This is a genomic window from Streptacidiphilus sp. MAP12-33 (assembly GCF_041261265.1).
GTDB lineage: Bacteria > Actinomycetota > Actinomycetes > Streptomycetales > Streptomycetaceae > Streptacidiphilus.
Genome location: NZ_JBGCCA010000008.1, coordinates 86,213 through 99,913, shown reverse-complemented (window position 1 = coordinate 99,913; position 13,701 = coordinate 86,213). Strand labels below are relative to the sequence as shown.

The following is a 13,701-nucleotide window of genomic DNA, read 5'->3' as shown; positions in this document are numbered from 1 at the left end:
AACGGTTCCTTCTTGCAGAATGGATCACTTGCACTGTCCAGGGGCGCGAGGAACTGCGCGAGCAACCCACCGCGGGCGGATGGCCCTGTCCGCTCGGGAACTCAATGACCTGGGTGGCCTGTCGCGCAGTCCTCGCGCCCCTGAAGAACTACAGGCGGGGGTCGACCGGTTCCGACTCCAGGGCGAGGACGGCGAAGACCGCCTCGTGGACGCGCCACAGCGGCTCACCCGCCGCCAGGCGGTCCAGCGCCTCGACGCCCAGCGCGTACTCGCGCAGCGCGAGCGAGCGCTTGTGGCCGAGAGTGCGGCCGCGCAGGCGGGTCAGGTGCTCCGGGCGGGTGTAGTCGGGGCCGTAGATGATCCGCAGGTACTCGCGACCGCGGACCTTCACGCCCGGCTGGACCAGCCGCGCGCCCTCCGCGCGCACCAGCGCGGCCATCGGCTTGACGACCATGCCCTCGCCGCCGCGCGCGGTCAGCTCCTCCCACCAGGCCGCGCCCGCCGCGCAGGACTCCTCGTCCCCGGTGTCGACGACGAGCCGGCGCGTCGGCCGCAGCAGCGGCGTGCTGTCCGCGCCGACCAGACGGTCGATCCAGGCGAGGTGCTGGTCGTGCGGGCGCACGGCCAGGTTCACGCCCTCGGCGGCGAGCAGCTGGAACGGGGCCAGGCGCACCGAGTCCAGGCCCTCGACCGTCCAGCAGTAGCGCCGGTAGGCGTCGGTGAACGCCGCCGCGTCGGCCGCGCGCAGCGCCTGGCGCTCCGCCAGCTCCGCGACGTCGGGCCCGTCCGCTCCACGCCCGGCCGCCTGCGCCAGCGCGGCCCGGGCCGCACCCAGCGCCGCACCGGACGCGGCGCCGACCGCCGCGTACTGGCGGCGCAGCAGGCCCTCGGCCTTGAGCGACCACGGCAGCAGCTCGGCGTCGAGCAGCAGCCAGTCGCTGTCGAGCTCGTCGAAGAGCCCGGCGGACTCCGCCGCCGCGCGCAGCCGTGCCAGCACGGCGCGGGTCAACGTGCCGTGCTCGGCCGGGAGTCCGGGCACGGTCAGGTCGTCCAGGAAGGCGCGGCCGGTGCGGGTCCAGATCTGGCCGCCGGTCCGCAGGCCGAACCGCTTCTCCCCCGCCGTGCCCTCCGCGTCGCGGCAGACCAGGACGACCGCGCGCGAACCCATGTGCTTCTCCTCGCACACCACCTGCCGCACGCCGTCGGCCCGGTAGGCGGCGAAGGCCTCGTCCGGGTGCTCCAGGTAGCCCTCGCGCCGGGAGGTGTCCACCGGGGCCATGGTCGGCGGCAGGTAGGCGAGCAGGCGCGGGTCGATCGCGAAGCGGCTCATCACCTCCAGCGCGGCCGCCGCGTTCTCCTCCCGCACGGCGATCCGGCCGTGGTGGGTGGTCTCCACGATGCGCTTGCCCGCGACGTCGCCGAGCGCGAGCGGACGGCCCTCGCGGGCGCCGGGCGCGTCGCTGATCAGCGGACGGACCGGCTCGTACCAGACCTGCTCGGCCGGGACCTCGACCAGCTCCCGCTCCGGGTAGCGCAGGGCGGTCATCTTGCCGCCGAAGACGCAGCCGGTGTCCAGGCAGATGGTGTTGTTGAGGAAGTTCGCGGTCGGGGTCGGGGTGTGGCCGTAGACGACCAGCGCCTGCCCCCGGTACTCCTCCGCCCACGGGTAGCGCACCGGCAGCCCGTACTCGTCGGTCTCGCCGGTGGTGTCGCCGTAGAGGGCGTGCGAGCGCACCCGGCCGCTGGTGCGGCCGTGGTACTTCTCCGGCAGACCGGCGTGGCAGACCACCAGCCTGCCGTCGTCCAGCAGGTAGTGGCTGACCAGTCCCTTGATGAACTCCCGCACCTCGGCGACGAACTCGGGCGGCTCGGCGGCCAGCTGGTCCAGCGACTCCTTGAGGCCGTGGCTGACCGTCACCTTGCGGCCCGCCAGCGCGCGGCCGAGCTTGTTCTCGTGGTTGCCCGGCACGCAGAGCGCGTGTCCCGCCGCGACCATGCCCATCACCAGGCGCAGCACGCCCGGCGTGTCCGGGCCCCGGTCCACCAGGTCGCCGACGAAGACGGCGGTGCGGCCCTCCGGGTGCGCGGCGTCGACCGCGCGGCCCTCGGCGTCACGGGTGACGGTGTAGCCGAGCTTGCCGAGCAGGGTGACCAGCTCGGCACGGCAGCCGTGGATGTCGCCGATGACGTCGAACGGACCGGTGAGGTGCCGCAGGTCGTTGAAGCGCTTCTCGTAGACGACCTCGGCCGCGTCGACCTCGGCCTCGGTGCGCAGCACGTGCACCTTGCGGAAGCCCTCACGCTCCAGGTGGCGCAGGGAGCGGCGCAGCTCGCCCTGCTGGCGCTGGAGGACACGCGGCGGGAAGTGCGCCCGGTCCGGCTTCTTCGCGTTGCGCTCCGCACACACCTGCGGCGGCAGGTCGAGCACGATGGCGACGGGCAGCACGTCGTGCTCGCGTGCCAGTTCGATCAGCTGGCGGCGCGACGACGCCTGCACGTTGGTCGCGTCGACCACGGTGACCCGGCCGGCGGCCAGGCGCTTGCCGGCGATGTAGTGGAGCAGGTCGAAGGCGTCCCCGGTGGCCGACTGGTCGTTGGGGTCGTCGGAGACCATGCCGCGGCAGGCGTCCGAGGAGACGACCTGCGTGGGCAGGAAGTGCTTGGCGGCGAAGCTGGACTTGCCGGCGCCGGTCGTGCCGACGAGCACGACCAGGGAGAGGTCGGGGACGGCGAGTTCGCGTCGGGCTGCTGCTTCGGTGGTGTCGGTCATGGCCGGGTCACTCTCCCTTCTGGATCGTGGCGGTCCCGTCGGTGCGGGTCCCGTCGGAGCGGGTCCCGTCGGTGCCGGCCTCGTCGGTGCCGGCCTCGTCGGAGCGGGTCCCGTCGGTGCGGGTCCCGTCGGTGCCGGCCTCGTCGGAGCGGGTCTCGTCGGAGCGGGTGAAGGAGGCGAGCTGGGTGGGCGGGCCGACCTCCGGGTCCTCGTCGCCGACCGGGCCGAGGGCGACGGTGTAGCCGTAGGTCTCCGCGGTCTGCTCGGCCCAGGCGCGGAACTGCGCGCGGTCCCACTCGAAGCGGTGGTCGGCATGCCGGACGTGACCGGCCGGCAGCGTCTCCCAGCGCACGTTGTACTCGACGTTCGGCGTGGTCACCACGACCGTGCCCGGGCGGGCGGCGCCGAAGACGGCGTACTCCAGCGCGGGCAGCCGCTCCTCGTCGACGTGCTCGATCACCTCGGACAGGACGGCGGCGTCGTAGCCGGCAAGACGGGCGTCGGTGTACGTCAGCGCACCCTGCAGCAGCGTGACGCGGGCGCGCTGCCGCTCGTTCATCCGGTCCAGCCGCAGACGACGGGCCGCGATGGCCAGCGCCCGGGCGGAGACCTCGACGCCGACGATCTCGGTGAAGGTGCGGTCCTTCAGCAGCTCGGCGACCAGCGCCGCCTCCCCGCAGCCGAGGTCGAGGACGCGCTTGGCGCCCGCCGCTCGCAGCCGCGCCACGATGGCGGCGCGGCGGTGCACGGCCAGCGGCGTGGGCTTGGGCTCCTCCGGCTCCCCCTCGGCGGTGGCGGTCTCCGCCGGGACGGCGTTGTCCAGCTCCTCCGGCTCACGGTCGTCGGCCTCGGCCAGCCGGGCCAGCTCCAGCCGGTCGTTGGCGGCACGCGCCAGCGACCAGCGGCGGGAGAAGTAGCGGCGGACGATCAGCTGCCGCTCCGGGTGCTCGGACAGCCAGCCCTCGCCGCGGGCGAGCAGCTTGTCGACCTCGTCCGGGGAGACCCAGTAGTGCTTGGCGTCGTCGAGCACCGGCAGCAGCACGTAGAGCTGGCTGAGCGCCTCGGCCAGCCGCAGCGTGCCGGTCAGCCGCAGCTCGACGTAGCGGGAGTCGCCCCACTCGGGGAAGGTCACGTCCAGGGGCAGCGGCTCCGCGTCGACCCGCCAGCCCAGCGGCTCGAAGAGCCGGTGGACCAGCTCGGCCCCGCCCTTGGCGGGAACGGCGGGCAGCTCGACCACCAGCGGCTGCGGCTCGGCGGCCAGCTCGGGGCGCGCCTTGCAGTCGCCCTTCATGGCGCTCTTGAAGACGGCGCTCAGAGCGACCGCGAGCAGCGAGGAGGCGGCGTAGGGGCGGTCGTTGACGTACTGGGCGAGCGCGAAGTCCGGGCTGCCGCCGCGTCCCTTCGCCCCACGACCTCGCCGGACCAGGGAGATCGGGTCGATCTCCAGCAAGAGCGCGGCCGTGCAGCGCTCGGCGCTCGCCTCCGGGTAGAAGACGTGCGCGCGGCCGTGGGACGTGGTGAAGGACTGGGCCTTGTCCGGGTGCTTGTGCAGCAGGAAGCCCAGATCGGTGGCGGGTCGCCGGTCGGTGCCGATGGTGCTGATCGTCAGGAACACAGGCACGAGTATGACCACGTGTTCGGTTTTCGCCCACGGACTTTTGGCTCCGCCCGGTCCGCCACCTGGTGGTTCGCGGAGTCCGCGGTCCAGATCCTCGGCTCCGGCGTCTTCTGCCCGGGCGTCCGGATACGTATCGTGCCGCCATGACGCCCGTCTCCCCCTGGCTGCGGTTGGAACAGGTCACCGCGGCGAACGTCGACGCAGCCTGCGCGCTGCTGGTCCGGCCGGAGCAGACCGGCTATGTCGCGCCCGTGGCGCGGTCGCTCGCCGAGGCGTACGCCCACGGGTCCCATGCCTGGCCACGGTTGATCTTCGACGGGGACCGGCTGGTCGGCTTCGTGATGGGCAGCTTCGATCCGGGCAGCCACGTCGAGGCCTTCCGCTGCGGGATCTGGCGGCTGAACATCGCCGCCGAGCACCAGGGCCGCGGCTACGGCCGCTTCGCGGTCGCCGCGATCTGCGCCGAGGCGCGCAGCCGCGGGGAGCGCCGGGTCGGCGTGCTCTGGCTGCCCGGGATGTACGGCCCGGAGTACTTCTACCTCCGCCTGGGCTTCCGCCCGACCGGCGAGGTGATCTACGGCCAGGTGGCCGCGGAGCTCCGGCTGGCCTGAGGGCCGACGCGGAGGTGGCGGGCGCCGGCAGGCTCGCGCCCGCCTGCGCCCGCCACCCGGTGATCAGGTGCGTGCGGTGCCGGTCAGCCCGACATCGCGCAGCCGCCGGCCGCGTTGCTCCACGTCGGCTGCATGGCGAAGGTGCCGCTCGGCAGGTTGATCGTGCCGAGGTTCTGCCAGGCGCAGAGGTCGCCGTCCTCCGAGCCGTCGGAGGCGACCCAGCCGCTGGAGGGTTGCGGGTCGGTCAGCGACTCGGCGTACTCGTGACCGCCGACGATGCTGAAGCCGTCCAGCTGGTTCTGGACCGAGCCCGCTCCGCAGCTCGACCCGGCGTCGAGGACGTACGGCATGTTCGTGTAGGAGACCGTGCCGTCGTAGTCGTGCCAGGCGCAGAAGCCGCTGTTGGGGAAGCCGTCGGGCGACGTGCCGCTCGGGCTCATCACCACGATCTGCACGTCCGGCCCGGAGACGCCGAAGTGCGAGGCGGCCGCGTCGGCCTCGGCGGCGATGTCGGCCTGCTGGGCGTTGGCGGGCGCGGCGGCGGAGTCGTCCACCCAGGTGCCGCCCAGCACGGACCCGCCGAAGGTCGGGCCCTGGCCGCTGTTGTCGGTGTACTGGGAGGTGACGGTGGACCAGCTGTCCGAGGAGGTGCCCAGACCGTTGAAGAGGTTGGTCTGGTACTGCTCGACCCCGTTGCTGTCGCTGTCCCACTGGTTACCCCAGAAGACCAGGTAAACGCTCACCTGGTGCTGGACCGGACCGCCGTTGTAGATCAGCGTGCTGTCGGCCGCGGCGCGGCCGGTGCGGCCCGCCTGGGACCGGACGGCGCCGCTGTGCGCGCCGCGCATCGGGATCACGCCGTGACGGCCGTGGACCTCGACCCGGTACAGGTGGCCGTGGGAGCGGACCAGGTGGACGTTGCCCGCCTGGACGTTCGCCTGGACGCCCGTCTGGGGGGTGGTGGCGCGGGCGGCCGCGACGCCCGAGGGGGCGCCGGCGAAGAGCGCGACTAACGCGATACCGCACGCCGCCGCGAGAGACGCGGTCGCGCCGCGTCGGATCCTGAACATCCTCATGCCTCCATCGTGGGGAAGGGAGTGGAGTTCTGACGAGTCCACATCACACACCCCGATTCGGGGTGACAACAAGGGGCAAGAGGGTGAGGACTGGGAGAGAGCTGTGAATTACCTGTGTCCTACCTGGGAGTTGATCACGCATCAGCCGTTCGGGAGCGCAGCCGCCGCAGCATCCTCGCGTCGTCGAAGCCGACGCCCCGGGCGGCCGACTCGACCGTGGCGCCGTGGCTGATCAGGTGCTCCGCCCGCTCGATCCGCAGTGTCTGCTGGTAGCGCAGCGGCGTCAGCCCGCCGGTGGCCCGGGTGAAGGCGCGGGTCAGCGTCCGTTCGCTGACCCCGCCCGCGGTGGCCAGTGCCGCGAGCGGCAGCGGCTCGGCGAAGCGGGCGTCGATCAGGTCCTGCACCCGGTGGACGGTGTCGTCCAGATGCGAGCGGTGCCGCAGCATCGCGCTGGCCTGCGGCTCGTGGCCGTTGCGCCGGGCGTAGACCACCATGTCGCGCGCCACCTGGGCCGCCGCGGCCGGACCGTGGTGGCCGGCGAGCAGGTGCAGCGCGAGGTCGATCCCCGACGCGATCCCCGCCGAGGTCACCACCCGGTCGTCGGTGGTGAACAGCACGTCCCGCACCACCTGGGCCCGGGGATGCCGGCGGGCCAGCTCGTCCTGCAACTCGTGGTGGGTGGTGCAGCGCCGCCCGTCCAGCAGACCCGCGGCGCCGAGCGCCCCGGCCCCCGCGCAGATGCTGGCGACGGTGCCGCCCGCCGCGTGGTGCGCCCGCAGCGCCTCCAGCGAGGAGGGGCTGAGCAGCGGCGTCACGTCCGCGTCCTCGGGTTCGATCACCCGCCAGCCCGGCACGATCAGCAGATCGTCCTCCCCGAGCTCCGGCCAGTCGGTGCGGGCCTGGAGCGGGAGCCCCTGTGCGCTGGGCACCAGCTCCCGCTCCGCCACGTAGTGCAGCTCGTAGGGGTGCCCGAAGTCCACGGCGGTCGCGAAGACCTGGGCGGGACCGGCCAGGTCCAGCAGATGGACCCCGGGCACCAGGAGGAAGGCGATGCGGCACGTCACCCACGCATCATCGCGCAGCCGCATCTCCCCACCTCACCGACCGACCTCACCGACCCACCTCATCGACCCACCGAACCGACCGGCCTCACCGACCGCCGGCGACCAGCTCGTCGACGGTGGCGATCTCGGCGAAGCGGTCCCGCAGCACCGCCTCGGTGCGCTCGACGATGTCGGCGACGCTGAGCGAGCCGATCGGGTTGGTGGTGGTGGCGTCCGTGACGAAGGTGCAGCGGTAGCCGAGGTCGCTGCCCACCCGGGTGGTGGTCTCCACGCACTGCTCGGTGCGGATGCCGCAGAGGACCAGCTCGGTCACCCCCCGCTCGGTCAGCTGCTGCTGCAGGTTGGTGGTGGTGAACGCGTTGTGACTGGTCTTGTGGACGGTGACCTCGCCGGGCAGCGGCGGCTCCAGCTCCTCCAGCAGGCGGACGTGGCCGTTGGCCGGGTCGAACTCGGTGTCGGTGCCGGGCTCGGAGTGCAGCACCCAGACCACGGTGTCGCCCTGCTCCCGGGCGTACCGGACCAGCCGGTTCACCGGCTCGGCGATCTTGGGGTTGCCGATCCCGGCCCAGCCCTCGGGGCCCTCGGCCCGGACGCGGAACGACTCCTGGACATCGATGACAATCAGTGCGCGACTCATGAGACACAGTCTGGCCTGCCCTGATGCCCACGGATAAGGCCTCATCGGGTCGGCCGCCGGAACGATCCGGTCACCAGCCGGCCAGAGCCACCCGGGGTGGACACGCAGTCCGTCCAGCGGGACGGGTTCGGCATCCGCGCACCCGATTGGTTAGCGTTCAGGCGTGACTACTGAGACCTCCACTGCTCCCAAGGGCGGCGCCGTCGGCGTCGGCCTGGCCACCGTCGCCACCGACGGCACCGTCCTCGACACCTGGTTCCCCGCGCCGAAGCTGGTCGCGGCGGGGTCGGACGAGTCCGGCCCGGCCGGGACCGTCCGCCTGACCACCGAGCAGGCCGAGGCCGAGCTGGGCGCCGGCGCGGCCGCCGCGCTGCGCGTCGACCCGCGTCGCGGCGTCGAGGTGATCGCGGTCCGCACGGTCATCGGCTCGCTGGACGACAAGCCGCTCGACACCCACGACGTCTACCTGCGCCTGCACCTGCTGAGCGCCCGCCTGGTCCAGCCGCACGGCCAGAACCTGGACGGGATCTTCGGCCTGCTGGCCAACGTCGCCTGGACCAGCATCGGCCCCACCCCCGTCGCCCAGGTCGAGGCCGCGCGCCTCGCCGTGCGCGCGGAGGGCGGCCAGCTGGCCCTCTACGGGATCGACAAGTTCCCGCGCATGACCGACTACGTCGCCCCCTCCGGCGTCCGCATCGCCCACGCCGACCGGGTCCGCCTCGGCGCGCACCTGGCCGAGGGCACCACGGTCATGCACGAGGGCTTCGTCAACTTCAACGCCGGCACGCTCGGCACCTCCATGGTCGAGGGCCGCATCTCCGCGGGCGTCGTGGTGGGCGACCACAGCGACATCGGCGGCGGCGCCTCGATCATGGGCACCCTCTCCGGCGGCGGCAAGCAGGTCGTCTCGGTGGGGCAGCGCTGCCTGCTCGGCGCGAACGCCGGCATCGGCATCTCGCTCGGCGACGACTGCGTCGTCGAGGCCGGCCTCTACGTGACCGCCGGCACCCGCGTCACCACGCCTAACGGCGCGGTGGCCAAGGCGGTCGAGCTCTCGGGTCAGTCGAACCTGCTGTTCCGCCGCAACTCGCAGTCCGGTGCTGTCGAGGTCATCGCCCGCAGCGGGAGCTGGGGCGGCCTGAACGCGGACCTGCACGCGCACAACTGAGCGCCTGACACCACCCCCCGGGGGCGCGAGGCGCCTCCGGGGTCCCACCTGGGAGTGACAGGGAGTGACCGGGCGGCGTTTTTGCTCGTTGGCCGCACGGGACCGGCCCTCCGCCGGGCCTGTTCCCGTTCCCAGGAGGGTCAGCTCACCCATGTCCGACGCACCGGTCGCACCCGAGAGCCCGCAGAACCTGCTGGCGCAGATGGAGCGGATGCTGGCCGCCCTCAGCGCCGACCTGGTCCAGCTCGACGCCGAGCTCCAGCCCCCGGCGCCCCGCACCGAGGAGCATTGGGAGGGCGGGGCCTTCAACTCGGAGGCGGGTCAACCCTGATCCCCACCCGGGCCAGCGCCTCCCCCGCGGCGGCCTCCGGCCAGGGTCCGGGCTGCGCTTCCGGTTCCGAAGGTTCCCCGGGCGCCGCGCCGAGCGCGCGCATCAGCTCGGTGGCCAGCTCGCGGGCCTCGAACGCCGCGTCGACCCCGTCGACACAGCACCAGTAGAGGCTCTGCTCCTCCGCCCCGAGGGCGACCACCAGCAGCGACTGGCAGACCTCCCGCAGCAGCACGCGCAGCTCCCGCACCGCCGCCAGGGGATCCGCCAGCTCGGTGAGCCTGGCGGCCCGGTCTCCCGTCAACGGCTCGTCCGGCGGGCGGCCGACGCACTCCGCCGCGTGCGCGCCGGCCTCGGCCAGCGCGCGGGCGACCTCCACCGGACCACACCCAGTGCCGCTCTCCAAGGCCCGCTGGGTCAGCGCCAGCGCCGCCGTCTGCGCGACGGCCTCGGTGACCCGGCAGGCCTGCCAGGCCTCCACGGTCACGTCCGAGGCCGAGCGGGCCTCCACCAGCGCGTGCCGGGTCGCCTTGATCAGTCGCAGCGCGTCCATGACGCCACCCACCCTTCGGAGCCGAGGCGACGGGATCTCCGTCTGCGTCCACCCTCCGCCGGATCGGCGACACCCGTCGCGGACCGCCCGCGATCTGTGGACAAACCGGGGGTGTGGAAAACCCGGCCACTCGTCGGAGTGGGGCTCTCTCAGTCCAGCGGCTGCGGCTCCGTCGCCGGGAAGCGCAGTTCGTTGCGCTCGATCTTCGCCGCCAACGCGGCCAGCGGGTCGATGCCGAGGACGCCGCAGAACTGCAACAGGTAGGCGAGGACGTCCGCGACCTCGTCCTCGACCTGGTGCGCCCGCTGGGGATGGCTCATCACCCCGGCGGCCTGCTCCGGCGTCAACCACTGGAAGATCTCCAGCAGTTCGGACGCCTCGACGCTGAGCGCCGCCGCGAGGTTCTTGGGCAGGTGGTAGGGCTGCCAGTGCCGCGCCGCCGCGAAGGCCCGCAGCCGGTCCGTCAGCACCTCGACGGTGAGTTCGTCCATGGGGAGATTCTCCCCGATCCCCGGGGCGGCCCGTGCGAAACTGCGCAGGTGAACGCCACCGAGACGGAATCCGTCGTCCGCGAGCACGTCCGCGCCCTCAACGACCGCGATCTCCCGGCGCTGCTGGCGGGTTTCACCGACGACGCGGTCTGGATCACCGGCAGCTCGGTGGCCCGCGGCCGCACGGAGCTGACCGAGTTCTTCACCGGCGCGCTGGAACGCCCGCTGCCGACCTGGACGGTGGAGACCCTGCTCGTGGACGGCGACCGGGCCGCCTGCCAGTTGGTCGAGCGGTTTCTGGTGAACGGGCACCGCCGCACGCACGCCGTCGCCGGCTTCTACCGGCTCCGCGACGGCCTGATCGCCTCGGCGAGGATCTACCGTGAGGGCAGCGCGGACGTGGAGTGATCCAGCACGCTCGGCCCGCCGGCCTCGTCGCGCCGGCACAGGACCGTCCGCACACCCGGCACCGGGACCACGGGCTCGCCGCCTGCGGTGGCCAGCAGGCGGACGTGCCCCCGCGCGGCAACCTCCACGGCGAGCCGGAGCAGCGCGGTCGCACGGTCGGGCGGCAGGCCCAGGTCGAGGCCGTCGGCAAGGACCTGAAGCAGGCGCTCGGCGTCGGGGACCTCCGCGGCCGGGCTCATCTGCAGCACGCCCGGGCCCGTCAGCAAGGTCGTGGCGAAGGCGAGTTGGCGCAGGACGCCGGAGGACAGGGCGTCGGCGCCGACACGTCGGCCGCTGGGCTCGTCCAGGCCTGCGCAGACCTGGACCGTGCCGTCCGGCGCGACGCGGCGCACGGCGCCGACGCCGGTCACCGGGACGGAACCCATCTCCCGTGCCGCCTGGACGAGTTTGCCGAAGCGGATCCGGCACTCGCCCTCGATCCTGGCGATGACCGCCGAGAGGTTCTCGGCGGTGCCGCGCAGTCGGGCGTCGTCGTCGGCCCGGGCCCAGGCGCGCATCAGGGCCGGGGCCGGATCGAGCGAGAAGCTCTCCCGCAGCGCGGTCACCACCTGCTCGGCGGCGCCCAGCACGAGCCGCTCCCCGCCCGTCGCGCCGCTGACGCGCAGCGGCAGTTGTGCGGTGACCAGGCCCTCGGCGGGCAGCGGGGCACGGATGTCGCCCTGGCGGCCGTCGCTGTGCCAGGCGACGTCGAGCCGCCCTCCGTCGTGGTCCACGGCGCCGGTGGTCACCAGCAACCGCCCGTCCAGCGTCAGCCGCTCCGCGACGACGAGCGCGGTGCGCCGCACGCACAGACTGACGTCGAGCCGGGCCTCCCCCAGCGGGCCGGTCACGGTGCAACCGAGGCGCACGGTGTCCTCCCCGAACGGCGCACAGTCCGCGCCCTGCCCCCGCGCCCTCGCCAGCGCGGCCCCGACGTCCTCACCCTCGGCGAGGGCGGAGAGCACGACGAGTCCCTCCAGCGCGTTCGTCTTGCCCGCGCCCGGGGCGCCGTGCAGGAGGGTGACTGCTTCCAGCGGGAGGACGGCGTCGCGGAAGGACTTGAAGGCGGTCAGCCGGACTTCGGTGATGGTGGGGCGGAGGGGCATGGGCGCACAGTATTGCCGCGGTGATCCGGCGAAACGTCACAGCGTCGGGGATGCCACTCCACCGAGGGACGTTGCGGCATCCTCAGGGGCGCGGGGCCCTGCTCGATCAACTGCGTGCGCGACAAGCCACCCCGTGTGGTGAGCCCCGAACGAGCAGGGCCATCCGCACACCGGTGGTTGCTCGCGCACGCAGTTGATCGGGCAGGGCCTCGCACCCCTAGCGGGTCGCCACGAACCGGCTCACCAGCACCGACGCCGTCACGTCCACCGGTTCCGGCAGTGCCGCGATGCGCGCGGCCAGTGCGGCCGCGTCCGTGTGCCAGGCGCTCGGGCCCATGCCGACGACCGTGGCGACCTCCGCGTGCGAGAGGTGCATGGTGACGGTGACCTCCTGCGCGCCGGCGGGTGTGAGGTGGGGCTCCAGGGCCTTGGCGAGGCGTTCGTCCTTGCGGTCGTCGACGCCGAGCAGGCCCAGCTCGCGGACCAGCTCGCCCAGGTGGCGCGGGGTGGGGGTGACGACCAGCAGCAGGCCGCCCGGGCGCAGGACGCGCCGGATCTCCTCGCCGCGGCGCGGGGCGAAGACGTTGAGCACCACGTCCGCCACGGCGTCGCGCAGCGGCAGCGGCTGCCAGGCGTCGCAGACGACCGCGCCCGCGCGGGGGTGGGCCTTCGCCGCGCGGCGGAGGGCGAACTTGGAGATGTCCAGGGCCAGTCCACGGGCTTCCGGGACCGCGTCCAGGACCCGGGCGAGGTAGGCGCCGGTGCCGGCGCCGAGGTCGACGAGGTGGCGGGCGTCGGGCGGGACGGCCGCCGCGAGCGTGTCCGCGATGGGCGCGTAGTGGCCGGCGCCGAGGAAGTCGACGCGGGCGGCGACCATGGCGGCGGTGTCGCCGGTGCCGGTGTGGGCGCCGCCCGGCAGGAGGTTGGCGTATCCCTGGCGGGCGACGTCGAAGGAGTGGCGCGCGGGGCAGCGCAGCGCGTTCTGGTCGAGCGTCAGCTCGGCGCCGCAGACGGGGCAGCGCAGCCAGGGAACGAAGTCGTGGAGCATGGTGCGGTCGGTTCAGTCCTCGTCGGGGCCGTCGTCCGGATCGGCGTCGGATTCCTCTTCGTCGTCGGCGTGCTCGCTCACGCCCTCGGGGGCCTGGTCGACGACCCAGCCGGCCAGGCGTTCCGCGGTGCCGCTGACACCGAGGCGCCCCTCCCGGACGGCCCGGGAGAGAGCGCGCATCTCGCGGGTCGTGGTGGCCACCGAGGCGCCGCCGGCGACCAGGTAGGCGAAGGCCACGGCCGTCGCGAACAGTTCGTTGTTGCGCTCCAGCGCGGGCACCCGGATGAGCTGGTGCATCAGCGCGGCGGCGCGGTCCTCGGGTTCGGGGTAGACGAGGACGTCGAAGATCTCCGCCTGATGCCGGGTCACCGCCGCGACCAGAGAGCCGTAGTCGGTGACCCGGGGGTCGCCAGGTGTGTACTGCTCGGCGACCATGAGCAGCCAGGACAGGTCGATCTCGACGTTCACATTCAAGGACGGCTCCCCCTCGACGACGCTGCGACGCTCAGCGGTGCTGGCCCGCGACCTCCCGGTCCCCGCCGAACTCGGCGAGGAAGACCGCCTCGTACTCCTTCATGAACTGCGCGGCCGCCTCCACGAAGGCACGCCCTGTCTCGCCCATGTCCTGCTGGACCAGCTTCTCGATGTACTGGTTCATGCTGATCCCTTCCTGTTCCGCCCTGGTCCGCGCGATCTCCGCCGTGGTGGCGTCAACCCGGACATTCAGCTGCTTTTTACCCATACGTTGAAGCTAGCGCGATTCCGCTAGCACAGGAAGGGGTCA

Annotated in this window: 15 protein-coding genes; 4 read left to right on the top strand and 11 right to left on the bottom strand. The window is 73.3% G+C overall.

Features of this window, described 5'->3' with window-relative positions; translation table 11 throughout:
* Positions 1-148: 148 nt before the first annotated feature.
* A complete protein-coding gene (locus tag ABH931_RS10700) occupies positions 149-2,770 on the bottom strand; it encodes a polynucleotide kinase-phosphatase (protein WP_370112111.1) in 2,622 nt (873 codons plus the stop codon).
* A 7-nt stretch (positions 2,771-2,777) separates the two neighbouring features.
* On the bottom strand, positions 2,778-4,385 hold the full coding sequence (locus tag ABH931_RS10695) for a 3' terminal RNA ribose 2'-O-methyltransferase Hen1 (protein WP_370112110.1): 1,608 nt from the start codon (positions 4,383-4,385) through the stop codon (positions 2,778-2,780).
* A 146-nt stretch (positions 4,386-4,531) separates the two neighbouring features.
* Here ABH931_RS10695 and ABH931_RS10690 point away from each other — a divergent pair, with 146 nt between their 5' ends.
* Positions 4,532-4,999, top strand: a complete 468-nt coding sequence (locus ABH931_RS10690; RefSeq protein ID WP_370112109.1) for a GNAT family N-acetyltransferase — start codon at positions 4,532-4,534, stop codon at positions 4,997-4,999.
* 83 nt (positions 5,000-5,082) lie between these two features.
* Here the strand turns inward: ABH931_RS10690 and ABH931_RS10685 are convergent, their stop codons facing one another.
* The 3 genes from ABH931_RS10685 to ABH931_RS10675 form a co-directional block, all read right to left on the bottom strand.
* Positions 5,083-6,075, bottom strand: a complete 993-nt coding sequence (locus ABH931_RS10685; protein ID WP_370112108.1) for a hypothetical protein — start codon at positions 6,073-6,075, stop codon at positions 5,083-5,085.
* Between the two features lie 134 nt (positions 6,076-6,209).
* Positions 6,210-7,139: a GlxA family transcriptional regulator gene (locus ABH931_RS10680; protein WP_370112107.1), complete on the bottom strand. Its 930-nt coding sequence runs from the start codon at positions 7,137-7,139 to the stop codon at positions 6,210-6,212.
* An 85-nt stretch (positions 7,140-7,224) separates the two neighbouring features.
* On the bottom strand, positions 7,225-7,776 hold the full coding sequence (locus tag ABH931_RS10675; protein ID WP_370112106.1) for a cysteine hydrolase family protein: 552 nt from the start codon (positions 7,774-7,776) through the stop codon (positions 7,225-7,227).
* A gap of 163 nt (positions 7,777-7,939) precedes the next feature.
* Here ABH931_RS10675 and dapD point away from each other — a divergent pair, with 163 nt between their 5' ends.
* Positions 7,940-8,944, top strand: coding sequence for a 2,3,4,5-tetrahydropyridine-2,6-dicarboxylate N-succinyltransferase (gene dapD / locus ABH931_RS10670; protein ID WP_370112105.1), 1,005 nt, complete (start codon positions 7,940-7,942; stop codon positions 8,942-8,944).
* Positions 8,945-9,095: 151 nt separating this feature from the next.
* Positions 9,096-9,275: a hypothetical protein gene (locus tag ABH931_RS10665; protein ID WP_370112104.1), complete on the top strand. Its 180-nt coding sequence runs from the start codon at positions 9,096-9,098 to the stop codon at positions 9,273-9,275.
* Here the strand turns inward: ABH931_RS10665 and ABH931_RS10660 are convergent.
* Positions 9,250-9,825, bottom strand: coding sequence for a DUF6099 family protein (locus ABH931_RS10660; protein WP_370112103.1), 576 nt, complete (start codon positions 9,823-9,825; stop codon positions 9,250-9,252). The two genes, ABH931_RS10665 and ABH931_RS10660, sit on opposite strands and share 26 nt — an antisense overlap.
* A gap of 149 nt (positions 9,826-9,974) precedes the next feature.
* Positions 9,975-10,316 carry a nucleotide pyrophosphohydrolase gene (locus ABH931_RS10655; protein WP_370112102.1) on the bottom strand — a complete coding sequence of 114 codons (342 nt, stop codon included), beginning with the start codon at positions 10,314-10,316 and terminating at the stop codon, positions 9,975-9,977.
* Positions 10,317-10,364: 48 nt separating this feature from the next.
* Here ABH931_RS10655 and ABH931_RS10650 point away from each other — a divergent pair, with 48 nt between their 5' ends.
* A complete protein-coding gene (locus tag ABH931_RS10650; protein ID WP_370112101.1) occupies positions 10,365-10,724 on the top strand; it encodes a nuclear transport factor 2 family protein in 360 nt (119 codons plus the stop codon).
* On the opposite strand, the gene ABH931_RS10645 is transcribed toward ABH931_RS10650, so the two are convergent.
* The 4 genes from ABH931_RS10645 to ABH931_RS10630 all read right to left on the bottom strand — a co-directional run bounded on the left by ABH931_RS10645 (position 10,694) and on the right by ABH931_RS10630 (position 13,659).
* Positions 10,694-11,869: an AAA family ATPase gene (locus ABH931_RS10645; RefSeq protein ID WP_370112100.1), complete on the bottom strand. Its 1,176-nt coding sequence runs from the start codon at positions 11,867-11,869 to the stop codon at positions 10,694-10,696. The two genes, ABH931_RS10650 and ABH931_RS10645, sit on opposite strands and share 31 nt — an antisense overlap.
* A gap of 217 nt (positions 11,870-12,086) precedes the next feature.
* Positions 12,087-12,917, bottom strand: a complete 831-nt coding sequence (locus ABH931_RS10640) for a putative RNA methyltransferase (RefSeq protein WP_370112099.1) — start codon at positions 12,915-12,917, stop codon at positions 12,087-12,089.
* A 12-nt stretch (positions 12,918-12,929) separates the two neighbouring features.
* Positions 12,930-13,385 carry a fic family toxin-antitoxin system, toxin component gene (locus ABH931_RS10635; protein WP_370112211.1) on the bottom strand — a complete coding sequence of 152 codons (456 nt, stop codon included), beginning with the start codon at positions 13,383-13,385 and terminating at the stop codon, positions 12,930-12,932.
* Between the two features lie 37 nt (positions 13,386-13,422).
* A complete protein-coding gene (locus ABH931_RS10630; RefSeq protein ID WP_370112098.1) occupies positions 13,423-13,659 on the bottom strand; it encodes a toxin-antitoxin system HicB family antitoxin in 237 nt (78 codons plus the stop codon).
* Positions 13,660-13,701: the final 42 nt, after the last annotated feature.